This is a genomic window from Anaerorhabdus sp., from assembly GCF_036637135.1.
GTDB lineage: Bacteria > Bacillota_I > Bacilli_A > Erysipelotrichales > Erysipelotrichaceae > Anaerorhabdus.
Genome location: NZ_JAVWNC010000028.1, coordinates 1 through 26,883 on the forward strand (window position 1 = coordinate 1; position 26,883 = coordinate 26,883).

At 32.3% G+C, this 26,883-nt stretch carries 25 protein-coding genes; 3 read left to right on the forward strand and 22 right to left on the reverse strand.

Features of this window, described 5'->3' with window-relative positions; genetic code table 11:
* Positions 1–262 precede the first annotated feature (262 nt).
* Both agaF and RR643_RS06640 read right to left on the reverse strand, forming a co-directional pair.
* Positions 263–697, reverse strand: coding sequence for a PTS galactosamine/N-acetylgalactosamine transporter subunit IIA (agaF, locus tag RR643_RS06635; RefSeq protein WP_332472673.1), 435 nt, complete (start codon positions 695–697; stop codon positions 263–265).
* 10 nt (positions 698–707) lie between these two features.
* Positions 708–1,880 (reverse strand): SIS domain-containing protein, encoded by a 1,173-nt coding sequence (locus tag RR643_RS06640; RefSeq protein WP_332482735.1) that lies wholly within the window; start codon positions 1,878–1,880, stop codon positions 708–710.
* A gap of 154 nt (positions 1,881–2,034) precedes the next feature.
* On the opposite strand from RR643_RS06640, the gene nagA reads away from it, so the two are divergent.
* Positions 2,035–3,174: an N-acetylglucosamine-6-phosphate deacetylase gene (nagA, locus tag RR643_RS06645; protein WP_332482736.1), complete on the forward strand. Its 1,140-nt coding sequence runs from the start codon at positions 2,035–2,037 to the stop codon at positions 3,172–3,174.
* 55 nt (positions 3,175–3,229) lie between these two features.
* On the forward strand, positions 3,230–3,763 hold the full coding sequence (locus RR643_RS06650) for a hypothetical protein (protein WP_332470150.1): 534 nt from the start codon (positions 3,230–3,232) through the stop codon (positions 3,761–3,763).
* 43 nt (positions 3,764–3,806) lie between these two features.
* Here RR643_RS06650 and RR643_RS06655 read toward each other — a convergent pair whose 3' ends face one another.
* Together RR643_RS06655 and RR643_RS06660 are read right to left on the reverse strand one after the other, a co-directional pair.
* Positions 3,807–4,268, reverse strand: coding sequence for a hypothetical protein (locus RR643_RS06655; protein WP_332470149.1), 462 nt, complete (start codon positions 4,266–4,268; stop codon positions 3,807–3,809).
* A gap of 19 nt (positions 4,269–4,287) precedes the next feature.
* A complete protein-coding gene (locus RR643_RS06660; protein ID WP_332482737.1) occupies positions 4,288–6,414 on the reverse strand; it encodes a Tex family protein in 2,127 nt (708 codons plus the stop codon).
* A 97-nt stretch (positions 6,415–6,511) separates the two neighbouring features.
* Here RR643_RS06660 and RR643_RS06665 point away from each other — a divergent pair, with 97 nt between their 5' ends.
* Positions 6,512–8,509 carry a PASTA domain-containing protein gene (locus RR643_RS06665; protein ID WP_332482738.1) on the forward strand — a complete coding sequence of 666 codons (1,998 nt, stop codon included), beginning with the start codon at positions 6,512–6,514 and terminating at the stop codon, positions 8,507–8,509.
* 241 nt (positions 8,510–8,750) lie between these two features.
* On the opposite strand, the gene RR643_RS06670 is transcribed toward RR643_RS06665, so the two are convergent.
* The 18 genes from RR643_RS06670 to RR643_RS06755 all read right to left on the reverse strand — a co-directional run bounded on the left by RR643_RS06670 (position 8,751) and on the right by RR643_RS06755 (position 26,705).
* The gene (locus RR643_RS06670) at positions 8,751–11,810 is read right to left on the reverse strand and encodes an N-acetylglucosaminidase (RefSeq protein ID WP_332482739.1); all 3,060 of its coding nucleotides are present in this window, start codon (positions 11,808–11,810) and stop codon (positions 8,751–8,753) included.
* A 12-nt stretch (positions 11,811–11,822) separates the two neighbouring features.
* Positions 11,823–12,800: a hypothetical protein gene (locus RR643_RS06675; protein WP_332482740.1), complete on the reverse strand. Its 978-nt coding sequence runs from the start codon at positions 12,798–12,800 to the stop codon at positions 11,823–11,825.
* A gap of 95 nt (positions 12,801–12,895) precedes the next feature.
* Positions 12,896–13,909 carry a UDP-glucose 4-epimerase GalE gene (gene galE, locus RR643_RS06680; RefSeq protein ID WP_332472377.1) on the reverse strand — a complete coding sequence of 338 codons (1,014 nt, stop codon included), beginning with the start codon at positions 13,907–13,909 and terminating at the stop codon, positions 12,896–12,898.
* Between the two features lie 93 nt (positions 13,910–14,002).
* Entirely contained in the window at positions 14,003–14,254 is a 252-nt protein-coding gene (locus tag RR643_RS06685; protein ID WP_332469002.1) for a kinase to dihydroxyacetone kinase, read from the reverse strand.
* 66 nt (positions 14,255–14,320) lie between these two features.
* Positions 14,321–15,190 carry a DUF368 domain-containing protein gene (locus RR643_RS06690; RefSeq protein WP_332469003.1) on the reverse strand — a complete coding sequence of 290 codons (870 nt, stop codon included), beginning with the start codon at positions 15,188–15,190 and terminating at the stop codon, positions 14,321–14,323.
* A gap of 8 nt (positions 15,191–15,198) precedes the next feature.
* A complete protein-coding gene (gene rseP, locus RR643_RS06695; protein ID WP_332482741.1) occupies positions 15,199–16,260 on the reverse strand; it encodes an RIP metalloprotease RseP in 1,062 nt (353 codons plus the stop codon).
* A gap of 211 nt (positions 16,261–16,471) precedes the next feature.
* On the reverse strand, positions 16,472–17,116 hold the full coding sequence (locus RR643_RS06700) for a class II aldolase/adducin family protein (RefSeq protein ID WP_332472378.1): 645 nt from the start codon (positions 17,114–17,116) through the stop codon (positions 16,472–16,474).
* Positions 17,106–17,669, reverse strand: a complete 564-nt coding sequence (locus tag RR643_RS06705) for a hypothetical protein (RefSeq protein WP_332469006.1) — start codon at positions 17,667–17,669, stop codon at positions 17,106–17,108. The genes RR643_RS06700 and RR643_RS06705 overlap by 11 nt, the downstream gene beginning before the upstream one ends.
* 61 nt (positions 17,670–17,730) lie before the next feature.
* A complete protein-coding gene (locus tag RR643_RS06710) occupies positions 17,731–19,092 on the reverse strand; it encodes a PTS galactitol transporter subunit IIC (RefSeq protein WP_332469007.1) in 1,362 nt (453 codons plus the stop codon).
* A gap of 28 nt (positions 19,093–19,120) precedes the next feature.
* Entirely contained in the window at positions 19,121–19,405 is a 285-nt protein-coding gene (locus RR643_RS06715) for a PTS sugar transporter subunit IIB (RefSeq protein WP_332469008.1), read from the reverse strand.
* A 23-nt stretch (positions 19,406–19,428) separates the two neighbouring features.
* Positions 19,429–19,902 carry a PTS sugar transporter subunit IIA gene (locus tag RR643_RS06720; RefSeq protein WP_332469009.1) on the reverse strand — a complete coding sequence of 158 codons (474 nt, stop codon included), beginning with the start codon at positions 19,900–19,902 and terminating at the stop codon, positions 19,429–19,431.
* A 6-nt stretch (positions 19,903–19,908) separates the two neighbouring features.
* The gene (locus RR643_RS06725; protein WP_332469010.1) at positions 19,909–20,424 is read right to left on the reverse strand and encodes a YjbQ family protein; all 516 of its coding nucleotides are present in this window, start codon (positions 20,422–20,424) and stop codon (positions 19,909–19,911) included.
* Between the two features lie 4 nt (positions 20,425–20,428).
* The gene (locus RR643_RS06730; protein WP_332482742.1) at positions 20,429–21,127 is read right to left on the reverse strand and encodes a triose-phosphate isomerase; all 699 of its coding nucleotides are present in this window, start codon (positions 21,125–21,127) and stop codon (positions 20,429–20,431) included.
* Positions 21,128–21,142: 15 nt separating this feature from the next.
* Positions 21,143–21,967: a class II fructose-bisphosphate aldolase gene (locus tag RR643_RS06735; protein WP_332482743.1), complete on the reverse strand. Its 825-nt coding sequence runs from the start codon at positions 21,965–21,967 to the stop codon at positions 21,143–21,145.
* A 2-nt stretch (positions 21,968–21,969) separates the two neighbouring features.
* Complete coding sequence (locus RR643_RS06740) at positions 21,970–23,958, reverse strand: BglG family transcription antiterminator (RefSeq protein WP_332482744.1); 1,989 nt, start codon at positions 23,956–23,958, stop codon at positions 21,970–21,972.
* 106 nt (positions 23,959–24,064) lie between these two features.
* Positions 24,065–25,228 carry a 1-deoxy-D-xylulose-5-phosphate reductoisomerase gene (locus RR643_RS06745; protein WP_332469014.1) on the reverse strand — a complete coding sequence of 388 codons (1,164 nt, stop codon included), beginning with the start codon at positions 25,226–25,228 and terminating at the stop codon, positions 24,065–24,067.
* Complete coding sequence (locus tag RR643_RS06750; protein WP_332469015.1) at positions 25,225–26,007, reverse strand: phosphatidate cytidylyltransferase; 783 nt, start codon at positions 26,005–26,007, stop codon at positions 25,225–25,227. Before RR643_RS06750 ends, RR643_RS06745 begins: the two co-directional genes overlap by 4 nt.
* Complete coding sequence (locus RR643_RS06755; protein WP_332482745.1) at positions 26,004–26,705, reverse strand: isoprenyl transferase; 702 nt, start codon at positions 26,703–26,705, stop codon at positions 26,004–26,006. The genes RR643_RS06750 and RR643_RS06755 overlap by 4 nt, the downstream gene beginning before the upstream one ends.
* Positions 26,706–26,883 lie beyond the last annotated feature (178 nt).

A 26,883-nucleotide genomic window follows, 5' to 3' on the forward strand; every position in this document is an offset into this window, starting at 1 on the left:
AATTCATTCAGATAGAGACGATTAGAGTAGGAGATTGTTTTCATGATGAGCTCCTCCATGTTTGAATATATTCTAACATAAACTCTTCGCAACTTGAATATAATTCAAGTTACTTTCACTGAACTTTCACGCATATTCCTTATCACAAGTGCTCTGTTCATCGCTGTATCTTTACTTTAATCGTAGTGAACTTTCCTAATTAAAAAAACGTAGTTTCCATTATAAATGGTGACTACGTTTTATTTTGTATTACATTTGTTGATTAAATGCCATCTCCATCGATTACTTCATCAACTTTTTCAACATAAGTATATTTGATCACTTGATCTTTACCTGTGTTGCAAGCCATGTCAGCTAATGCTTCAGCATCTTCCATAAATCCTCTTGCCATTGAAGTTTCAATAACCATACCTAGGTTTGTTCCACCAAGAACGATTAATTTTTCTTCTCTTTTCATAGAAATTTCTACAGAAGTTTTAAATGGTGATCCACCAACTAAGTCAGTGAACATAATGATACTTTCACAATCTTTTAAATTGTCGATAGCAACATTTAATTTGTTTTCTAAATCTTCTACTGAGTCTTCTTGAACAAAGTCAACAGCCTCATACTTTTCAGGTAATCCAGCAATTAATTTAACTGAACTTGTTAAGCCAGTTGCAAAATTGCCATGGCCTGTAATAATAATTCCGATCATATTTTTCCTCCTACTTAGAATATGGATATAGAGTTACACCTTTTACTACACGATTAACTTCTCCACTTGGACATGGATTGTCTGGTGTAATATCCAATGATAACGATTTGAATAAAGCAATAATTTGTGCAACTACAATATATTCTAGTCCCAAGAAAATATTATCATGATTTGAACCATTATAGCAATAATAGAAATCAGTTAATGCTTTTGCTTCTTCACATGGTGTATTACAAACTGCAAAAATCTTGTTTCCTTTACGTTGTCCACTCATTTCCTTAATTAAATCTACTTCATATTGACGAGTATAAGCTTCATCACTAATATACACTACAGTTAATGTTTCATTATCAATAATTGATTTTGGTCCATGTCTAAATCCTAGTGGTGTATCATACATTGTAACGATCTTTCCAGCAGATAGTTCAAGTAATTTAAGAGAAGACTCTTGAGCAACACCCTTTAAAGCATTGCTTCCTAAATAAACAATACGTTTGAAATCATATGATTTTACTAATTCAACACATGTAGTGAAGTCAGTTTCTACCATTTTTGTTGTACACGCGATAACATCTTCAACAGCTTTTACTGTTTCATCAAGGTTAGTTAAGTTAAAGCTTAATAATGTAGCTAAGTACATATTTGTAAATGATGATGTCATAGCAAATGATTGATCGTGAGTTTCATCTGTTAGATTAATTGCTAAACAATTTGATTTTCCTTCAGCACGTTTTGATAAAGCACCATTTTTGTTACAAGTTACAAATAAATGATAAATATTAGTTGTTACTGCTTCAGCAGCATCAACAGCTCCAATTGATTCTGGAGAATTACCAGAACGCCCAAAGCTAATTAATAGAGTTGGTTTTGTACGAGAAATATAGTTTTCAGGAGTAGCTGTAATATCCGTTGTAGCATAAGATTTAGTTTTGAAGTTTGTGCTCTTATTTAGGTAAGAGAATAATGTGTTACCCACAAATTCACTAGTTCCAGCACCTGTTAAAACGATATCATAATCAGGTTGAGTAATCACTTGATTCAAAAATGCTTGAATTTCTTCTTTCATTTCCTTCACTTGATTTATTGTCTTATTCCATGTTGCAGGTTGTTGGTGAATTTCAGTAGCTGTAAATGTTGCTGATTTTGCTTTTAATTCTTCTTGTGTAAATCCAAAAATTGTCATGGTAGATCCTCCTTTTTTACATCCTCATTATAGGCATCCTTTATTTAAAGTACAACATTTTAGTTGAAACATATAATTTCATTGTTAAAAAGTATAAACATAGACTTTCTAAATGGACTAAAATATAATTAAACTATAAAGGGAGGATTATTAAATGATCATTCAAAGTAAAAGAGTTTGGGTTTCAGGCCAATTTATCCCAGCTCAAATTGAAGTAGTAGATAAAAAAGTTAAGGCAGTATTACCTTATGGTAGTAAAACAGTCGACAAAGACTATGAAACAAAACGTATTGTACCCGGTTTCTTAGATATCCATTGCCATGGTGCTTATGGATTTGATACAAATGATGCAAATGAAGAAGGTCTACGTAACTGGTTAAAGAATATACCAGGTGAAGGTGTAACTGGATTATGTCCAACTACAATCACCCAAAGTGTTGATGTGTTAACTGGAGCAGTTTCTAATGTGGCTAAAGTTGAACAAGAAGGATATGAAGGTGCAGAAATTTTAGGTATTCACTTTGAAGGACCTTATTTAGATATGGTATACAAAGGTGCTCAACCTGAACAATATATCGTTCCACCTACTATTGAACAATTTAAAGAATATCAAAAAGCAGCAAATGGATTAATTAAAATTATTACACTTGCTACTGAAACAGATGAAGATTTTGGATTAACTCATTATTGCAATGATAATGGTGTAGTTGTTAGTATTGGACATAGTGCTGCAACTTATGATCAAGCAGTGCTTGCTGTGGCTAATGGTGCTAAATCTATGACTCATATTTATAATGGTATGACACCATTCAATCATAGAAACAATGGATTAATTGGTGCCGCTTTTAGATTTAGAGATGTATTTGGTGAAGTTATTTGTGATGGTAATCACTCAACTACTGCTGCACTAAACATTTTATTTAACTCTAAAGGTAGAGATTATACAATCATGGTATCCGATGCACTAATGGCAAAAGGGTCTCCTGCAGGAAGTAAATTTATCTTCGGTGGTAATGAAATCGAAATTTACCCTGATGGAAGTGCTCACTTAACATCTACAAAGAACTTAGCAGGAAGTACATTGCGCCTCAACGAAGGATTGAGAATTCTTGTCGAAGAAGCTCAAGTACCATTTGATGCAGCACTTAATGCTTGTACTCTTAACCCAGCACGTTTATTGAAAATAGATGACCGTAAAGGAAAGATTGGTGCTGGATACGACGCTGACTTAGTTGTATTAAATGATGACTACTCTGTAGTACAAACATACTGCCGAGGAAAAGAAAGTATATAGCCCCTTTTCAATTTCACTAATTTAAAGTATGATATTGAAGTATGGAGGGAATCAAATGTCTGCAAATAAGAAAAATAGTATTGTTTCAGGAAGAAATATTTACCAAGATGAAAAAGGTAGAAATATCCTTTACAACAAAAATACTGGTGTTGGTTATTTAATTCAAGCTAAAGATGAAAAGTCATATAATCTCTACAAGAATCGTTATTTATACGTTATCATTGCAGTCATTCTTGCAGTCAATTTCTTAGCAAGCCTAGAGATATGTGTAGTTATAGGTATTCTATTTGCTTTATTTCTTGAGTATAGATATCGTACAAAATTCATTCCTTCACTTGTTCAAATCACAAACTTTAAACCTTATGAGAATTTAACATTCATTGATCAAATGGTAAAAAATGGTAATGCAAACAAAATACTATTATCAGGAATATTATATATCGCATTTGCTATTCTATTAGTTCTTAATGGTATTCAAATGGAATTATCAAACTTACTCATGATTGCAAATATTGCGCTAGCATGTGGAGCCCTAGTCTTCTCAGGAATTCACTTTGTAGCTTATGCAAGAATGAAAAAACAACAATAAAACATTTAAAAAGAGCATTTCTGTAATTGAAATGCTCTTTTTTCTATTCATTTTCGTGTGCTAAGTTACTTGCCCATCTACCAATTATTGGTAAACGATAAGATATCCAACTAAAGCCTTTTATTGCAGCAATGATTTCTAGAATTGCAAAGATCAATCCGATAATTCCCATTACAAATAAAAATCCAATTGAAGATAATAAGCCACCCGCATTCTGTGTAAGTAAAGAAGTAAACGCGAACCCAGCACCAAATAATGTTCCAATAAAACCAATAAATCCATAGAAAAGACTCATGAATAATGCTTGCCAAGCATGAAATTTTACAAGCTTACTCTCTTTTTCAAAGATTAGTACCAACCCTGGTATCAACCATGTTAGATAACCACCACTTGTTCCATAAGATAAGAACGAAATAACAACTGGTAATAAGTAAATTAATAATGAAACAATGTTCGCATCCATTCCAAAAATAGATGATTGATGTACTTTGTATTTTATATTCATACAATTCCCCTTTTGTTAGTTATAGTTGTATTAAACTTAATTGTACTTTTTGTCTTTCTTCATCAATAGCACTAACCCAAACATGAACAATATCACCTACTGATAAAACTTCACTTGGATGAGAAACTCGTTCTTTGCTCATTTTTGAAATATGAACTAAACCGTCTTCATGTAATCCAATGTCAACAAATGCACCAAAATCAACAACATTACGAACAACACCTTCCAATTGATCTCCCACATGCAAGTGTTCTATTTCTAAAACATCTTTTCTTAATAATGGTCCATCATATTTTTCACGATAATCGCGTAATGGTTGACGGATTGAATCCACAATATCTTGAAGTGTATATTCATCTACACCTAAATTTTTAGCTTCCTCAATCATATCAATATTTAAGTCTTCAACTTGACCTAACTCATTTATATTGTATTTCTTCATTAGTTTTTGTGCAACTGAATAACTCTCAGGGTGGATACCCGTTTGATCCAATGGATTATTACCTCCTTGAACACGCAAGAATCCAGCACATTGTTGGAATGTTTTATCCCCCATCTTTTTTACTTCCTTAATTTGCTCTCGCGAATTAAAACGCCCATTTGAATTACGATACGCAACAATTGCTTTGGCACTAGATTTATTTAAACCTGATATATGCATTAATAACTCTTGGCTAGCAGTATTAATATCAACACCTACTCGATTTACCGATTTCAAAATCGCGAAATCCAATCGCTCAGTTAATTGTTTTTGAGGTAAATCATGTTGATATTGCCCTACCCCTATACTCTTCGGATCAATCTTGATTAATTCTGATAATGGATCTAGTATACGACGTCCAATTGATACTGCTGAGCGTTGTTCAACATGTAAATCAGGAAACTCTTCACGAGCTAATTCACTCGCACTATACACCGATGCCCCTGCTTCACTTACTAAAGTATATTGAACATTTAGTTTATTACGACTAATTACATCTGCAACAAAACTTTCTGATTCACGCGATGCTGTCCCATTACCAATCGCTACAATTTCAATTGGAAATTCTTTAAATAATGCTAATAACGTTTTTTCAGCTTCATCTTTTTTATTAACCGGTGCATGTGGATAAACTACGGCTATCTTTAATAATTTTCCTGTATTATCAAGAACAGCTAATTTACATCCCGTTCTAAAAGCCGGGTCAAAACCCAAAACAACTTTACCAATTAGTGGTGGCTGCATTAATAGTTTTTCAACATTCATCGAGAAAATTTCTATCGATTGATTTTGTGCTTTCTCACTTAATTCATTTCTTATTTCACGTTCAACACTTGGAAATAATAAACGCTTGCATCCGTCCGATGCAGCATCTTCAATTATTTCTTGAACAACTGTTGCTTTATCACGTGTTATACCACGAATTGCATACTTCATCAAATAGCCTTGATCATAGTCCATTGAAACAGTAATAACCTTTTCTTTCTCAGCACGATCAATCGCCATAACACGATGACTTGCAATATATCCTACGCGATCAGTAAACTCATAGTACATCTTATATACTTTGTTTTCATCCGTATGTTTCTTCTTTGCTTTCGTTACTATTTTTCCATAACGATTGATTGAATCTTGTACTTTCCAACGAAGTTTAGCATTATCACTTACTCGTTCTGCAATAATATCTTTTGCACCCTGAATTGCTTCTTCTATTGTTGTAACTGTATCATTCAAATACTTATTAGCTTCTTCAGCTACATTACCTTGAACAGGACATTTAAAAATCCAATCTGCGAGTGGTTCTAACCCTTTCGCAATCGCATCTGTAGCACGTGTTTTACGTTTTTGTTGATATGGTCTATAAATGTCTTCAACTTGTGATAATTTAGTACAAGCTAAAACTTCTTTCTTAATTTCTTCAGTTAATTTTCCTTGTGTTTCAATAATACGCAATACATCTTCTTTACGTTTTTCTAAGTTCACTTGATAATCATATTGTTTTTGAATGTATTGGATTTGTTCTTCATCCAAACCCTTTGTCATTTCTTTTCTATATCGTGCTATAAATGGCACTGTACTTCCCTCTTCAAGTAATTTAAGAGTGTTTTTTATTTGGTCAACTCCTATATTTAATTCTTGTGCTATTGGCTGTATTAAATGTTCCATTTTATGTCTCCTTAATCCTGTATTATCATACCATATTCAACTTTGAATTTGGTTTTAAATTTAATGAACTATGTTATAATTAGTGAGAGGTGAATATATGAACATAAATTTCAGAGATAAGAAAACCATCGGTCTAATGATTGCAGCTGGAATATTAATATTACTAACCGCAACAATTGTTGCTATATTCTTTTTATTTCCTGCTAAGAAGATAGAAATTCCAGATTTTACGAATAAAACTAAAGCAGAAGTAGAAACATGGATAACGGAGAATGAGTTATCCTTAGATCAAGTTTTGTTAGCTTACGAATACAACGAAACTATAATGAAAGATCAAGTACTCACACAAAGTATTGTGGGTGGAGAAACACTTAAAAAAGATGATATTCTTACAATTACATTATCAAATGGTTCCGATCCAGACTTAATTGTAACTTTACCTGATTTCAAAGATATGACACATGATCAAATTGAAGCATGGTTTACAGAAAATAAATTTTCGGATGTTACTTACGAATATATTCCTGATCCAAAAATCAAGAAAGACTATTTCATTAAGAGTAATATTACTGAAACAGAAATACGCAGAAGTACACCCGTGCTTATCTCAATATCTGTAGGTACTGAATCGGTAGGTATTGAAATTGCGATGCCTGACTTCAAAGATTATACAAAAGCTAACATTCAAGCTTGGGGAAAAACAAATAATGTAACTATCACATTTAAAGAGGAAGCTAGTGAAACAATTGCTTCTGGTAAAGTAATATCACAAGATCCTAAATCCGGTTCAACAATTAAAACTGGTGGAAAAATTACGGTTACTTTATCTACTGGTAAAGGTGCAACAGCCATAAAATTTGATGGAAAAACAAAAAAAGATGTTGATGCTTGGGCAAAAACAAACAACATTAAGATATCTTATCAAGAAACATATGATAACAAAGTTGCAAACGGTGTAGTTATTTCTAATACTCCTAACTCTGGTTTAATGAAATCAGGATCAACCATGACTGTGAAGATATCTATTGGAAAACCAAACGTAGAGAATTATACAAATAAATCAAAAGATAGTTTCAATTCTTATATAGAAGGCTTAAATAAAAAATCAGCAAATCTAAAAGTAGTAGTTAATGAAGTCGAAAGTGATAAAGCACAAGGCACAATAATCGAACAAATCATTAATAGCAAAACTGTTTCTGGTTCAACTACAGTCGACACTGGAACAACTATTACTATTAAAGTAGCTAAATTACAATCAAAGAATGTCGAGAGCAAAGCTGGATCATCATATGATGATTTCAAAAAATATGTTGAAGGTTTAGGAATGAAAGTTGGTTCAAAAGGGACAGACAGATATAGTGACTATACACCTGGATATATTGTTTCTAATGATACCGGTTCAAAACCTGTCGGCACTTCAATTAACTATGTATTATCCAAAGGTAAATATGACCCTGACGTGGCAACATTCGATGGAAAAACTACAAGTGATGCAAAAGCACTTATAGATTCAGCAAATGGAATTGGAGCTGGTTGGACAATTACGTTCTCAGCACCTGAACAAAATACATCTGTCAAAAGTGGTTTGACATTTGGATGTACAAAAGGTTCTAAGACTGTAAGTTGTAAAGTTTCTAAAGGCAGTCCAATAACTGTTGAGCTTAAAGAAAACATGTCTGAAAGTGACTTTATTAGTTATATCAAAGGACTAGGTCTTACAGCAAACAAAACAGGTGCTGAATATTCAGATACTATTGGAAGCAATAATATTATTCGTAATCAAACTGGTTCTAATTTCTGGCCAGGACAAACAATTGATTATACAATCTCTTTAGGAAAAGATCCAGCAACTCAAACAGGAACATTTCCTACGTTCTTATATTCTCAATTTAAAGGCACATCATGGGATCTCCAAGTTGCTGCAGTAAAGAGCGCTTTTGCTCCTAACTATACAAATATCGCATTTGAAGAAGAAGTAACTACTCTAACTGATGATCGACCTGAATTTACCGTAGTATATGTTTCTGTTGATTCAGGGCAAGAAAATATTCCGTACAACCAAAAAATCATCGTAAAATTATTAGTAAAAAAATAAAACATAAAAAAACCGTACATTCTTACATTATTTTTGAATGTACGGTTTTTATTTGAATATATCAAACTGTTTTTTTTCTTATTAAATTTATGACTATGTTATATAAACTTCATCGTTTTCCATATAAAAAGATGAGTATACTTTACAAGAACACTCTAAAATACAAAGAGGGTTCATCATATGATATAACTCATCATTTAAAAATTAAACTACTTGTTTTTACTACTTCAAACTCAACAAATTATTCAACTTTTGTTTGAGTTAAAGGACTTGCGTTGCTTTTAAGAAGATTATTCGGTAAATCTTCTTTCGGAATAGATTCATCAATATTAGCAGGAATTTCTCCTTCAGTACCATCATCTTCATCACCGATATTACTTATCAATAAAATTAACCTACTCCTTACAGGAGATACTTTGATTTCATATTTTTTTCCGTTAAGTTCTACAGTTGAATTAGCTCTAAATAAATAATCATACAGTTCAATAATATTTCTATATTCTCCAACACCAAAATCCAATAATAAATTATAAGTTCCGTTTGGTATATCAGTCAAAGTGAAACTTCCTTCAAAACACGCATCAATCGTAGAGAACTTATAGTTTGAATTCTTACCATAATCCACTTTACACGGTTTATTTGTCATTGTTTTTTCGATAACTTCACCAGTTTCATTCACTAACAATAATTTATAGAAAGGATTCTTTGATTTGATTGTGTCAGTATCGTTAATCCATGCAATGCCATCAATTGTGAACGATGCATCAGTTGTATTTATTTTAAAGAAATCAAAAACTGATGCATTATTAGAAGGCTTTTTAATAACAGAATAATCAATCTTTGCAGATTCATATCTCATTTCGTATCGATAATTAAATCCAGTATTGATAAGGAAACTAATATTATCTAAATCAGTAGGTTTCATGTTATTGTAGTAATTAACTACTTCCGCTCGTTTCTCATCACTTCCTTCAGTAACTTTTATGTAAAGAACATAATTACCTTTATTAAGTTGTGAAATATCAAATTTACCTACGAATTTAACTTTAGTATATGTATACCCATCACCCATCGATATTGAACCTTGTATTGATTGTGTTTCAACTTCAAATGGTATTGTTTCTTTGGTTTCCAAATTCAAGAAGTAAACTTCGTGTTTTATACTACTATCTTCTTTCGCATCTATTCCCGTAATAAAAGCTATTCCTTCTATATTAAGCATATTATCTGTTCTATCAAATTTGCTCAATTCATGAATTAATTCTTTTTTTACAACTGCAGGAGGAGTTGGTGTAGGATTTGGAGTAACAGATGTTTGTCCAACTGATAGTTTCACCATATCACCAAATGCATACAATTTGTATTTAACATTATTCAAAATAATTTCTTCAGGGTACTTTTCAAGTTTCTCTACGAGAATTTCTTGATTATAATCAGTAAGAACACCATATTCTGATCTAACCCTAAAATAGTAATCACCCTTAGTAAGTTTCGATAAATCAATTGTTCCAGCATACTTCACTTTATCATTATCTGTGACAGTGGAAGTTAATACCATTTCTGTTTTATTAAACATATTATCATTTATAATCAAAGTTTGTTTTATTGTATTTTTATCAGTTACATAAATACCAGGTCGATAAGCATTTCCTTCGATAATTAAACTTCCATCTTTAAAAGTTGCAGAAGTAATCGTATTTACAAAATCACCAGTTGGAGTTGTTCCGCTCGGTTGAACTGGAGCACTATTGCCTGTGATACTGACATAATTCGTTGGAATATATCCAACACTACCGTTCCAATCATAAGATACCAATCCTTTAGTTGTTCCAGTTACAATATTACCACTCGATAATGGATTTGTTGATTGAATTTTATAATGATTTGATTCATTTCCAAGTATTGCTACAGTAAAGTTTTCTTGATAAGTTGCTCCATAAGCTGAATTAAATAAAGTAGCTCCTCCTGGTGACTTAAGAACATTGACACCGTAGGTGTTAATAACACCTACAGAGTATTTATTTAAATCTGCAAATCCCGCTTTCTTGTCAATACTATAAGCAATTGCTGCAATTTTATATCCCCAATATGGATCTGCTGCATACTTAACGTTAAATCCCGAACCTTTATTTCCAACATGAGATCCAAAGAATCTAGAATCTTCAATATTTGTATATCCTCTCAAATTGATTCCCATATGTTCGTTTATCGCTGATGGAATATCTTTAAAATATGATGCCGACCCTGGATTACTATCAAATGCATTCCATCCAAATAAATTATTTCTTTGCAACGCATAATTACTAGTACCATAAGCAGATTCAAGACAAGCTAATGAATAGACTAATAACGCATTCATTCCATAAGTATTTTGAGCATCTATAAATGTTTGACCTTGTCCTTGCATTGCACTTCCACTCGGTTTGATACTTAATAAAAAGCTATCAAAGACAGATGCTGGAATATTAGTTTTGGTTCGTGATGGCAAAAATTGATAATAGTTGTAATATGTTCCTACTTTATTTCTATATTTTGCATCCGAATAAAAGTTATATCCATCATAACTATAGTAAGTTGTACCATTAGTCATCCATTCTGCTGCCAAACCAACAGTTAACGAATACTTCTCAGGCCATCCATTTCCTGACCATCCACTATGCGCAACAAATGTTAATTCACCATTTGATACTGTGTAATAAGTTTGATAAATTCTTGTCCAAAAAGGTTGTTCATTTGCTGCTGATGTATCATTTCCTCCCAGAGGCATGGTTACATTACCACCCACAAAAGCATATGGCACTAAATCAACATTTACTAAATCAGCTGTCCCACTGAAACCAGTTATATTAACCTTAATCGTTCCATTACCACTTCCGTTATAACTATATGTTCCCTCATATCGCATTTCTCTATGTTTAGTTACATAAGTAACCTTACGATACTGATGACTTACATCTTGAGTAATATTCATCGTAGAACTACCTGATCTCATTGGATAAGTTATAGCAAGACCTGTACTCATCGCAACAATTTTCATTGGACTTTTACTTGCATGATGACGTACTATTGCATCATCTCCATAACCCCACATTGTGTTTTGAGCATCGGAGAAAGAATTATGACAAGACATTTTCGTGAAAGTACCATTTGTATTTGCAATTGCGACTTCATATTGTGTTCCACAAGCTAAACTTGTTACATCTGCTTGTACATCAACTGGTGTAACAATTGGACTTTGTAGCATAACTAAAGAAGAAAATACTAATGTCATGCTTAGAATAAATTTAATTAGTTTGTTCATTTTCTATCCCCCTTAGTTAAGATCTACGTTAATTGTAATCCATGAATCTTGCCCTTGAACTTTAAGTTTCAATACTCCCTTATACGTTACAGGACTTTCAACTGGACTATATGCAACAAAGAATAAATCCCCTGTATCTTTTTCATTTATTTCTTTACCAATGATATTAGAATATTTCATCGATTGAATTGAACTATCCAAAGCTACAAATGTTTCTTTTGAATCATTAGGTATATACTGAGCTTCCTCTATGACGATTTTATCACCCCATAATGATACTGCTTCTATATTGAATGAATAAACCTCAACTGTTGAAGGAAGTAAATATTCTTGTCCATTTTGTGTCATTGTATCTCCAGTAATTGGATAAGCACTAGATACAGTCATTTGATAAGATCTACCATCTGTAATAATATCATCCGCTTTGTATTGAAGCATCTCTGCAGTACCTTTACTGTTTGACAAGTTAATTTTAATATCTTCAGTTCCTAAATCATTCTTAAGAATAATTTCTTTTGCATTTTTATCCTTAACAGGAATAAATATATTTACCATTGTACTTGGTTCGTTTGATAAGATTTCAAACCAAACATTTTGTTTACCTAAGAATAACGATTTATCTTCAAGCGCTTTTACATATGTATCTACTTGATCTAATGCAATTCCCTCACTTGTTGTAAAGTGACTTAATTTTAAGTTAATAGCTTCATCAGATTGAACTCTGATTTTAGCAATAACAAATTTAAAATCTATATCTTTCAAATTGAATACAACTGAATCCATCAAATCAATTTGATAAGCACCATCCGCTTTTTCTTCAGGTTTACTTTGACTTCCATCCGCCATCGTAATGTCATTGATTAACTGATCATTTGGTTTTGCTGGCTTGTTATTTAATTGAACTATAAAGAATGCACCGATAACTAGAATAACTAATCCAATACCAATACATAAGTATAACTTTGTTTTATTGAGTTTGTCTTTTTGCATAAACATACCTCCACACAATAATTATATCATAATCCATAACAAGTACATTGAATTTTCTGTGAATTTTGTGAAAAAAAAGTAAGAGAAATAATCTCTTACTCTATACCATTTGGATTCTTTAAAGTGAAGTTCCATCCATCCTGACACATTTCGTCAATACCATATTGTGCCGTCCAACCAAGAACATTTTTTGCTTTTTCTGTATCAGCGTAACAAGTTGCAATATCACCTGGACGACGATCCATAATTTGATAAGGAATTTCTTTTCCACTTGCTTTTGCAAATGCATCTTTTACTTGTAAAACAGAATATCCAATTCCTGTTCCTAAATTTACTTTCTCAACACCTTTGTGTTGTAGTGCAAATTCAACTGCTTTAATATGTCCTAGTGCTAAATCAACTACATGGATATAATCACGAACACCTGTTCCATCAATTGTGTTATAATCATCACCCCATACGCGTAGGAATTCACGTTGACCAGTAGCAACTTGTGCTACATAAGGTACTAAATTATTTGGAATTCCGTTTGGTGTTTCTCCAAGTAATCCACTCTTATGTGCTCCAATCGGATTAAAGTAACGCAATAACATAATACTCCAGTCAGCATCAGAAATAGAAACATCTTCCAAGATTCTTTCGTTGTAGAGTTTTGTAGTTCCATAAGGATTTGTTGTACTTAATGGGAAATCTTCTTTTATAGGAACTGAAGCAGGATCTCCATATACTGTAGCACTTGAACTAAATACCACTGTTTTAACTCCTGCATCCTTCATTGCTTCATAAAGATTTACACTCCCCGAAATATTATTTTTATAATAAGTTAGAGGAATCACACAAGATTCACCTACTGCTTTATAACCTGCAAAGTGAATAACTGCATCAATTTTGTTTTCTTTGAATACTTTATCTAGACCTTCTCTATCAAGAATATCCACTTCATAGAATTTTGGTTTTTTGCCTGTAATTGTTTCGATTCTATCTAACACAACTTCCTTTGAGTTATATAGGTTATCTAATACGATAACATCATACCCAGCTTTGATTAATTCGACACATGTATGGCTACCAATGTAACCTGTACCACCTGTTACTAAAATTGTTTTCATATAAGAATCCTCCTTGTATTAGTTTATCACATCGATGTTTACTTAAAAACAAAATTCAAGTTAAATTTAATTGGGTTTAATTGATTAGTAAAATTAACCGTGTAACCCTCTTGACTGTCTATCCATATCTTCAACAACAATGTCATAAATTTCTCCTAGTGTTGAACAATATTCTAAAACAATCCATGGTTCATTCGTATGAAAATGAATCTTAATTAATTCATCATCTCCAACTGCAAGTAAACAATCTCCTTTAAAATGAGTATTAAAATAATCATTAATTTGATCTTCATTTAAATCTTTTCCTTCAATTAACAATTGTGTATCATAACGAAATTCTAGCATCTGTTTTTCCTCCTAATATTTCTATTATATACGATAAAGCACATGTTTTCACATGTGCTTGTCTATTTATTTTGATGATGTTTCTAATTTGTCTCTTTTCATTTCTTGTGATGAGAACCAATAGATAATAACAAATGTGATAGTCGCTACTACAAGCGAAATAAGAAGTGTAGCGTTTAATTCTAACACTATACCACTCAACATATACAATTGAACAAATGATCCAACAAGTAGTCCTAAAATAGCCATATAAGTTAATTGTTCATACTTATCCAACAACCATCGTACAACTTTTGCTCCACCGAGTAATCCCACAACCGCACCTAATCCACAAGGAATAAGTAAAGGTATATTGAATTCAGCAATAGCGAACCCATAAATTGTTCCATACATGCCCATAATAATTAAGATTAACGATCCACTAATACCTGGGATAATCATTGTCACTGTCGCAATTGCCATTGATATAAAACATACAACAAATGATTCTAAGTTCAATGAAGTATATTTAATCATTGCTTTTGCAGATTCTTTATCTCCATTCATAAACGCTAAATAAACCATTAATCCTAGCGCTATAACAAATGGAATCCAATTTGCTGCCTTAATTTTCTTAGTAGGTCCTTTTGCTTTGTAAAAAATCAAAGGTAAACTTCCAAGTACAATACCAATAAATCCAAAATAAGTTTGTGTTGTATAGTTATTGAGTAAGAATGACATAATTTTACTTAAGCCAACGATACCAATAGCTAATCCTAATGCAAGTGGTAATAAGAAAGGTAAGTTACGTTTAATTACTTTAAAATTGAGTGTGATAGATTCCATTAAGCGATCATAAAAATTTAAAATGATTGCGATTGTTCCACCACTTACTCCTGGAATTACATTTGCAACTCCCATTAAAACACCAAATACTACATACTTAATTGCTTCCATAATCTCTCCTAATTAAATATTCTAACTATATCTTGCCAAGTTGCGAAAATCATCAACCCGAACAATAATACCATACTTGCAGTCATTAATCCAATTTCAAATTTCTTATTAAGTGGCTTACCAATAATAATTTCAGCTACAATAAGTACTACTCTTCCACCATCTAAAATTGGTAAAGGAAGTAAATTAAATATACCTACATTAAGTGATAATAATGCTACTAATAAAAGTAAACTAGTTGGACCTTGTGACGCTGTTTGTTCTGTTACTTGATAGATACCAACAGGTCCTGATAGTTGATCTAAACCATTTCCTTGAACGAGTCTTGCTAAAGATTTAAAAATATCTTTTGTCATGTCAATCATGTAATCAAAACTGTAATAGCCTGCATTTAGTAGCGTGATTTCAACATATTCACCTTTTGGAGAATTAATTCCAATCATGTAAGCACCTTGCTCATTTTGAATTCCTTTAACTGGAGGTAGTTCAATTAACTCTCCATTACGTTCAACAGTATAGACAACTTCACCTGTATACATTTGTGTGAAAATTGTTATATCATCAAATTCTTTCGGTTTAATAACTGTTCCATCATCCAATACAACCTTTTTAATTAAATCACCACTTTGAAATCCTGCAGCTTCCGCAGGTCCATTTTCTACAACTGATTCAACAATTGGTTTTGGTGATATACCATAGGCACCGCTATTAAGAAGTAACCCTGTAATGATTAACCAACATAAAGCAAAATTCATTGCAATCCCTGCAAGCATAACAATTACACGTTTCCAACGAGCTATTCCTTTTATTGAACGATTTGCTGGAACATCAATGTTTGGATAAAGTTCCATATCATCTTCTTGTTCACCAGACATCGCTACATAACCACCAATTGGTATTAAGCGTAATGAATACTTAGTTTCTTTTCCTTGTATAGAAAATAGTTTTGGTCCCATACCCAATGAAAACTCATAACAATACACACCAAATGCTTTCGCAGCGATTAAGTGACCTAATTCATGAATAACAATAATTACTGATAATACGAGTATAAAATAGATGACACCCATAGAATAATCAACTCCTTTAAAGTGTTCTCAATTAGTTTAACACAACCCTTATCGTTGTACAAACGCTAAACAAAAGGATAAGTATTACGAAAAAAATCGTATACTCATCCCCTATTACATTTACTATTTTAGCTTATTCCAAATTACTTGTCTATGTTCTATAACCAAAAAAGTTGCGAAACATAATCGTTCAACAACCTCTAAGTTTTCTTTATTTTCCTTGACCGTAGTGTTTAAAAACATCAACTGCAGCTTGAATTTGTTCATCCTTCATAAGCGCCATTTCATTATCACATGATTTTGCTGCAATTATTGTTTTACAAGCTTCTTCAAGATAAATACACGCATATAGTGCTTGTTTCAAAGAATCACCAACAGCAATTACGCCATGATGCTTTAGCACTACTGCTAATTTACCATTTAGATTTTCTACTGCCTTTACACCCATATCTAAACTCGCAGCTGAACTATAAGGAGCCACAGTAACAGTTCCTCTTGTAGCGTTAGCAAGTGTAGTAAGATTGCAGACAATTTCATCTTGAACTAAACCTAGTGCAGTTGCATAAGGTTGATGAGTATGAATAACAGCATTTACCTCTGGCATTGATTTAAAAATATATAATAAAGCTTCTGTATCAACACTTGCTTTACGTTGACCTTCAATAATATTACCGTCAATATCCATGACAAGCACATCGTCTTCAACCATATCTTCATATATCATGCCACTTGGCGTAACTAAAATCTTATCATCTGGTAATCTCCAACTAACATTCCCACCTGATAATGCAATTAGTCCATATCGATCTAGTTTTATTCCAGCACGAATAATTTCTTTTTTTTCTTTATCTAGCATTGCTTTCTCCAATTCTATTTTCCAAGGATGCATTTTGTTTTGCTTCTTTCTTAGCTAATTCTTTTTGACGCTTAACACGGATATATTCTGTGTTTATGGTTCTAGCTCGAGATTTAAGTGTTTCTGGAAATAATTTATATTCTAAGTCGATTAATTTTAAGAATAATTCTTTTCCATCATTAAATTGTGCTGTTTGAATCCAGTAACGTCCTTTTATCGCATTATAATCATTAATTCTCAAATATATTTTTCCAGAAGATGGAAACTCACGTATTTTGAAAATTTTTAAATCTTCTATTGGGTATATTATTACTTTTCCAAAAGTTTCAAACTGAATTTCATTTTCATCTATTCTTACTATTTCGACAGTGCTTCTTGAAATAAAAGTATTCCAAACAGTATAAAGGGCTATTACACTTAGAAAAATCATAAGAGGAGCAAATGTACCAGTTAAACCAAGTACAAGCGTAGTGATAGCTACAGCAATACAAAACCAGCCAGTAAACTTTACTTGTATAAAAAATGATTGACTACGATAACGATATTCTTTCATAAATTTTCTCCTTGAAAAATAGACTCGCACAATGACTGCACGAGTCTAAATGTGTTTAAACTTATTCAGCGTGCATTTCAGCAGCTTCTTTTTTAATTCTGATGCGATTCCAGAATGCTAGAGCAAGAGCACCTGCTGCAGCAATTACAGTACCCATCATACCAAAATCATGTAAACGAACAAGTATCCATGTTAATGGGTTTGCTCCATCACAAATTGATGAAATCATACTTGCACCTTCTGGCATTGCAAAATTTACATTTAATGCAGCTGTAGTAATTAATGGTGCTAAGTTAGTTGCGATTAATAGACCTACTGCCAAAACGATAATACCAATAATAATTCCTCTAAATCCATTACCACGAACGATAGGTGTAATTAATACAAACATCCAAGGAACTACTGCCAAGTCAGCAAATGGTAACACTTGGTTTCCAGGAATGATAACCGCTAAGAATATCATCATTGGAACTAATACGAATGATATAGCTAATGTAACTGGGTGACCAACCCCTACCGCTGAGTCAAGACCGATATAGATCTTACCACGGTTCTTAAATTTCTTTTGAACGAATTCACTTGCAGCATCACTAATAGGAATTAAACCTTCCATTAATAATGCAGCCATCTTAGGAATCAATACTAATACACCGCCTAGTGAAACTCCTAATACTAACAATTGAGAAATATTGTAACCTGCAAGTCCACCGATAATGAAACCCAATGCAGTACCAATTAAAATTGGTTCTCCAAATACACCGAAACGTTTTTGAACATTGTCCATGTTGATATCGATATCGCGAATAACAGGAATCATGTCAAAGATTTTGTTGAATAACATTGCAATTGGAGCATAAGCTGTTGTAAATCCATGAGGTAAAGAAACTCCTGGTAAGCCCAATGATTCTTCAACCATTGGTGCAGTATAATCACCAAGCACCATGATAATAATCATATTGATAACAGCAGCAATAATACCTAACCCTAAATTGTCAGTTAGAATTGCAACTAAAGCACCAGTAAACGCAAAGTGCCAGTAATCCCAAATATCAACATCAACAGTTTGTGTTGTATTTGTAAGTAGCATAACAATATTTACAACTAATCCCAAAGGAATAATAATCATCCCTACAGTTGAACCCATTGCAATTGCCGCTGATGCTGGCCAACCAACATCAATAACATTTAGATTTAACCCAAAATTTGCCACCATTTGTTGAACTGCTGGAGCCAAACTTGTTCCTAATAAGTTATTAATTACTAGGTTTAACCCAATAAAACCAACCCCTACTGTTAAACCTGCACGTAAGCTTTTACCAAATCCTGATCCAAGTACCATTCCTAATATTGTTATAACGATTGGCATTACTACGGAAACCCCTAGACCTTGTATAAACCCGAAAAAATCAAGAATAAAATTCATAGACATCCTCCTTATCTTCTAATGATTTTTACTTTTGCATAAGTTCCAAAATAGCATCAATACTCGATTGAGTATTTACACCAGTAAGAAAACATACACCTGGTACAAATGGACATTTTAAATTCTGTGGTGCCATTGTAGTAGCAATTAAGAAATCATAATTAACTGACATCGCAGCAGCTTCACCAACTTTACATTGATTAATTTTGTATTTTCCTGCATAACCCTTTTCATCAAGAATTTTCTCAATTTTTCCTCTTACTGCTGTAGAAGTACAGATTCCTGAACCACATGCTAATAAAATATTTTTCATTATTTTCTCCTTTCCTTTTATAACTACTCAAAGAAGCCTTTAAAACATTCTGCTGCTTCATGAGTTGTTTTACAATTAGACAACATTGTTAATTTATCTTTTGACATAAATGCAAACATTAATGCTTGCAAGAAGTCCATTTGTTTATGTGGTTCCTTAATTGCCATCATAAACATAATTTTTACATCAACTAAATCATTTTCTGTTCCCATTTGTACAAACTGAACTGGTTCTTTTAATATAGCTACTGCGATGGCTTGTTTGTTAACATGCTCCGCATCAGTATGTGGAATAGCAACCGCAAGTTCTTCACACATCAATCCCGTAGGATAAACAGTTTCCCTTTTCAAAATTGCTGTTGTAAAAGAATCTTTAACTACATCTTTTTCTTTAAGAACTGTTGCTAGTTTCGTCAAAGCATCTTTGCTATCAGTTGCTTCTAAATCAATGACAACCAAGTTTTCATCAAAATACATATCATTTAATAAATTACTCATAATTCTTTATTCACCCATTACCATGACATGACATTTACGATCACGTACTCTGTTTTGGTCCCAATCTATAAAGTAAATATAACCAACAGCACCAGTTAACATTTTTGAATTTTCGATGATAAATGTTTCACTTGCCCCAAAGAACGAAGCACGAATGTGAGCATCACCATTTAAGATAGTTCCTGGATCTTTTGGAAATGTAGGATCTTCAAAGTCAATCAAAAATTGTAAATGTTCAGGTCCTGGATAACGATAGTCTCTATTGTCCGTAAGTTCTCTTGGAATGATTCGATCTAATATTCTATTTAGATCTACTTGTAAGAATTCATCACCGTTAAAATCCTTATCATGAACATATTCTTCAAAAATTACCGAACATGTTGTATGTTGTGATTGAACAACAACAATTCCATTTTGCACTCCACTTTTATTTACGATTTCTTTTACTTGGTCTGTTATGTTGTGATACGTTACGCGTTGACCATTTGATGTAAGTATTACCGTCTCTTTGTATGTTTTCATATTCTTACCCCTTAATCTCTGTACGTGCTCTATCTAATGCTTCAAACATTTCATCTAATGTTTTCAATGGATCTTTAGCTGCAACAATACCACTTGTACCACCAGTTCCATCTGCGCCAATTACAATTGCATCATATACATTTTGTCCTGTACTGATTCCTGCCGCTTGTAATACTTTTGTGTTTGAAGAAACACTCTTTACTGCTTCATTGGTTGATTTCATATAGTTCTCATCACTAACTTGTCCTGTACCAATTAAGCTTGTTGGTTCACATACCATTACATCTGGATTTAATTTAGCAATTGCTTTTGCTTCTTCCACACTGTCAGCACAAACGATTGTTAATAAATCTAATTCATCTAACCGATGCATAGCCATGGCTAACTCATGCATTGTCATTGGATGCTCAGCATGATTCAAAAAACTTCCCTTGGCTCCTGCTGCAATACATCCCTCTGGCAAGATATGTCCCATACCTTTACCTGCTTTAATACCATCCATGTGTTGTGCGATAACAATTAATTTTTCTGTGTTTTCACTTAATAACCTTAAATCAGCATGCTGTGCAGTAAATAGAACATCAAAGTCATATTGGATTGCTAATTTATCCGCATACTTTGCAAGTTCCAATACCTTATCACCATATAAATATGATTTAGGATTAATAACGAAGAATGGTCTACGTAATTGAACTTTACTCATTTTCTTTCTCCCCTTCTATTTTGCAAATACATCAAAGTAATGATTAAGAACTTTCCTCATACCATCGTTTGCACATACTTTTAAATCAAAATACTCAGTTGGTTTTTTTTCATTGATTTCATTCATAGCTCCAACCAAGAAATCGGTAAAGATATTAATCTTACTTATACCGTTATGAGCACAACGTTTTAAGTTGTCATCTCCTGAACCTGAACCACCATGTAACACTAAAGGAACATGTACTGCATTTTTTAATTCTTCAAGTCGTTCGAAGTTAATTTGAGGTACTCCTTTATATTTTCCATGTGCTGTTCCAATTGAAACAGCTAATGAGTCTACATTTGTTTGTTCTACAAATTTTTTTGCTTCTTCAACCTCTGTATAGATTGAATCTGTATGATCATGGTTCTCATAATTATCGCCACTTCCTACATGTCCTATTTCAGCTTCAACTGTTACATTATGTTTATGAGCATAATCAACAACTTCTTTTGTTTTTCTAATATTCTCTTCAAATGTATCCATTGAAGCATCTATCATGACTGAAGTGAATCCTAAATCAATTCCCTTTTTAATAAAATCGATATCAGTACCATGATCTAAATGTAATACAATTGGTACACTTGCATTTTGTGCAACGTATTTTCCAATCAACGAAGCTTCTTCTAGGGATATAACATTGTGATGCGCTTGTGCAAATGATAATATAATTGGCTTACCTATAGCTTCTGCTCCTTGAACATAGCTTCTTGCACTATCCAAATCAATAAAATCAGGTGCTGGTACTGCATAACCCTCTTGTTTTGCTTTACTTAAGATTTCTTTTGAATTAACTAACATGTCTACCTCCTATTTAAAGATTCTTCAAGTATTTCAACTAATATCTCTTTATTAGATGCATGGACCATTTTTTCAATGGTTGGTGGTGATTCCAATATATCCAATAATTTTGATAAAACATTTTTGATTCGATCCATATCATCTTTTGCTACGGCAATAAATACAATCAAATTAACATCTTGACTTCCCCATTTGATTCTATCGCTTAATGTAACAACTGATATTTGTGATTTTAATACTGTTTCAGGAGATGCATGGGGAATTGCTGTTCCCGTATACATACTTGTATCGCCCATTTTTTCTCTTTCATAAATACTTTCTTCAAAATCTTCGTTAACATATTTTCTTTTTTGATAGTATTTTATTAAGTAATCTAAACATTCATTTTTTGTCTTAAATTTTTTATTGAAGAAGATGAAATCTGGGTGGAAGAAATGAGCAAGTTCTAACTGATGGAAAGGGGATATATTTTTTAATTCTCGCTCTTTCTTCACACTCGAATAGATTTCATTGATAGAGTTTAGATCGTGTTCTGTTAGTAATGGTGATACATACACAACGGGAACATTTAAATTCGGTAGTTTCACTGTAGATATAACAAGATCTATATTTTTTAATTCCGCTTTTAATAACTCATCTACATTCATTGTTACAATGTTATCTTGAGGTTGAACATTTTGTCGTATTCTTGTAAAGATTAACTCACTTGTCGCAAGTCCTATCGGACAAACAATAACTATGTTTTTAAACTTTATTCCATGTCTTTTTTCTAAAGAAATTTGAAAGTAAATAAATAAGAATGATATTTCATCATCATCGAAATGAACATCAAATTCCTTCTCTAACTCACTAGCGACAAACCATGTTAATGAAAATAAAACTATGTATTGTTTCTTTATCTCTTGAAGCAACGGATTACTAACTTTTATCCCCTTCTTCAATCGATATAACATCGGTGGTAAATGAAATAATAATGAATCTCTTAATCTTTCATCATTATTTAAATCTGTTTGTAGGCATCGAGACATCATTTTCATCATGCGGTTTACTACATCAATATACTGTTCATTCAAATATTTTTGTTTTACTTGTGGCTCTATTCTATGAGCGTACATTTGTTGACTTAAATAACGTGTATCACTTTCAGATAAAGATAATCCAAATCTCTTTTCAAAATATTCTTGAAGTTCGATTACTATCATATAAGGTTCTAAATAACTCACATCTTCAATGAAAATATCACTAGGTTGAATATGATGATTATTTTTTACTCGTGCTATCATGATTAGAATCGTTAATGTAATTGAACGAACATAATAATCAGATAATGTATTGTTCGAGGTGATAAAATCTTCAACACCTTCTTTTACAATTCTAACTAATTCCTCACCAAACAATTGATTCATAATACTTGATACCGGATCAAAACTAGTTAAGGTATCATAACTATCATCTACTTTACTTACATTTTGGATAAAATCTTTTATTGCTCTTTGAATTTGAATTTCAAGCCCTTTAATTTTAAGTAAGGATTTTGATGTAGTACACGAGACTCCATAATCAGAAAATAAATTATGTAAATAATCAATATCTGTTCTCAATGCAGCTTGGCTGATATAGAAACGGTTTTCTAAATCTTCTAAAGTACATTTTTCATCATCTACAAATAACCACTTAACCAATTGAATTCTTCTGTGTGTTGGATAATGACTTTCTAGATGATCACTTGACATAACTTGTAATTCTTTTTCAAATCTAGCTATATTTTTTTCTATTCCTACTAACTTCAACCCATGCCTTGGTTGCTTATCAACAAATAATTCATATTCTTTCATTTGTTGATTAAGAGAATTGACATCGTTGTAAATTGTTTTATCAGAAACTCTAAAATTAGTACTAAAAAAACTAGTCGGTTTATATTCTTTCATTTGAGATAGTAACTTAAATAAATTACGTTGTCGTTGTTTAATTTGCACCATAAATATCTCCATTTCTTATCTCCATTTGTATTATATGAGATAATTTTTATTAATTGTACGTATTCAAATTTCCATATTAATGTGGAAATTTCTTCATTGTGGAAAAAAAAACTGTCTTTTAGACAGTTTCCCTTGTTCCATACATATGTCTTACAAATTCTCTTGAAATTCTATCACTTTCAATTAATTCTTCTAACGAAGGATTTTCTACGAAAGGACATTGTTTCACTGCTTGTATGACATAATCTTCTATTTCCAAAAATTTAATTTTATCTTCAAGAAATAATGATACAGCTTCTTCATCGGCACCATTCATAATAGCGCCTAAATTACCACCCTTCTTACCTACCTCATATGCAAGAGCAAGTAATGGGAAGCGTTCTAAATCTGGTATTTGGAAGTGTAACTCGGGATAATCAAAGAAACTAAATGGCTTATCACCATACATCTTTAAGCGTCTAGGATAAGATAAAGCATATTGAATTGGAATTTTCATATCGGCTGATCCCATTTGCGCAATAACAGAATGATCACGATATTGAACTAAAGAATGCACAACACTCTCTTTATGAATAACAACCTCAATTTTATCAAATGGTATATCAAATAAATAATGAGCTTCAATTACTTCAAAACCTTTATTACACATTGTTGCACTATCTATTGTGATACGTCCACCCATTTTCCAGTTAGGATGTTTTAATGCTTGTTCCTTTGTTACATTTGTAAGTTCAGCTCTTGTCTTATCTCTAAAGCTTCCACCACTTGCTGTGACAATAAGGCGATCAATTTCAGAGATATTATTTCCTTGTAAACATTGAAGAATAGCTGAATGTTCGGAATCAATTGGCAATAAAATGACATTATAATCATTTAAAGCTTTTTTAATTAATGGCCCTCCGGCTACTAAACTTTCTTTATTCGCTAATGCTATGTATTTAACTTTCTTAATAGCTTCTAATAAAGGTTTCAACCCTCTAAAACCGACGATAGCACTAACAAAAGTATCATAATCATCAAGATTTGCTAATTGGCATAACCCTTCATCCCCCACATAGAATTCGATGTTTGAGTATTGCTTTTTAAGAGCAATCGCATCACCATCCTTCGCAACACAGATGTGTTTGATGTTAGGGAACTGTATTAAAATTTCATGAACTTTATCGATATTGTGTCCAACACTGAAGGCATATAAATTAAATTCTTCTGGATGAGACGCAATCACTTCTATTGTTTGGGTTCCAATGGAACCACTTGCTCCTAAGAGTACTATATTTTTCATATTATCACCATAACCTCAATAAATAACAAAATAGCATGGAAATACATTAAACAAAATAACAAACTATCTACTCGATCTAATACACCACCGTGTCCAGGGAATATCGAACCGAAATCTTTTACATGGTATTGACGTTTAACCGCGCTAAAAGATAAATCTCCTATTTGTGCAATGATGGGTAGCGTAAGCGATGAAAACAAGATTACTCCTGGATCAAACATATTCGGAATAACTAACATTGCGAATGCATAAGATGCAACAGCACCTGTAAACCAGCCACCAATTGCCCCTTCCCATGTTTTCTTAGGAGAAATACGTTCAATTAGTTTATGTTTACCAAAGAAAACTCCAAAGAAATAAGCTCCAATATCACATCCAAAACAAGCTAACGCAACATAAATCATGACCAATCCGCCATAATTATAGATATGAATAATACCTTTAACAGCTAGCGTTAAAATCATTGTCATAACAAAGACATAACTTAAATCTTCGATACTAATTTCTTTTGTAAAAATATGAATTACAAATAATACAATTAAGAATGCAATAATAGCTGGAATATAGAAATCAATTGGTACTAAATACATGACAAGCGTGCTTGCAAATAAGAATGCCACCAATCCCCAACTGATCTTTCCACCTCGTACTGCCAATATTTCATAAGAAGCAAGACCACTTACCGCAAAAACAAGTAGTAATAAGGGTATACCACCCAAAACAAGAGGAGGTATAGCTACAAGGGCAATAATCAACCCCGTTACAAAACGCTGCTTCATTTCTGAATTCCTCCAAATCGACGATCACGTTTCTTAAAATCCTCTAAACAACGATTAAATTCTTCTGGTGTAAATTCAGGCCAAGTTTCGTCAACAAAAATGAGTTCACTATATGCAATTTGCCACAATAAAAAATTAGATATACGATACTCTCCACTTGTTCGAATTAAACAATCAATTTGTGGGTAATCTTTTGTCATTAAGTATTGTTCAAATTGTTTTTCATCTATATCTAAGGTTTGTTTGCCTTCTTGCACTTCTTTTGCAAATTCTTTTGCAGCAAGCAAGATCTCTCTTTGCGAACCATAATTCATCGCAAAACACAAAATCATACCTGTGTTATTCTTCGTATCTTCAATTGCCTTTTGAAACAACTTTGCTGTTTCTTTTGGAATTCCTTCCATTTGACCTATCATTTGAATTCTAATATTCTTTTCCATCAATTCCTTCAAAAATTTTTGAAAGAAGACAGCGGGTAATTTCATCAAATAATTAACTTCTTCCTCAGGTCTTTTCCAATTCTCAGTAGAAAAAGCAAACAACGTTAAGACTTCTATTCCGTCATCGTTTGCTGCAATTGCTATATTTCTAACATTCTCTGATCCTTGGTAATGTCCTTGGGTACGCATCTTATTTTGACGTTTTGCCCATCGTCCATTGCCATCCATGATGATAGCTACATGTTTTATTTTATCCATAACATCACCTTACTCATGAAAATATTTTAGCATATTTCACAAATGAATGATAGTTCTTGACTCATCAAATTCAAAATCAGCTTATTCATTAATCAATTATCTAATTCACTCCTTTATTAATTCTCGTGAATGGTAAAAAATATAGAGTTTTTGACTTATATTAGTATTCATAAAGAAA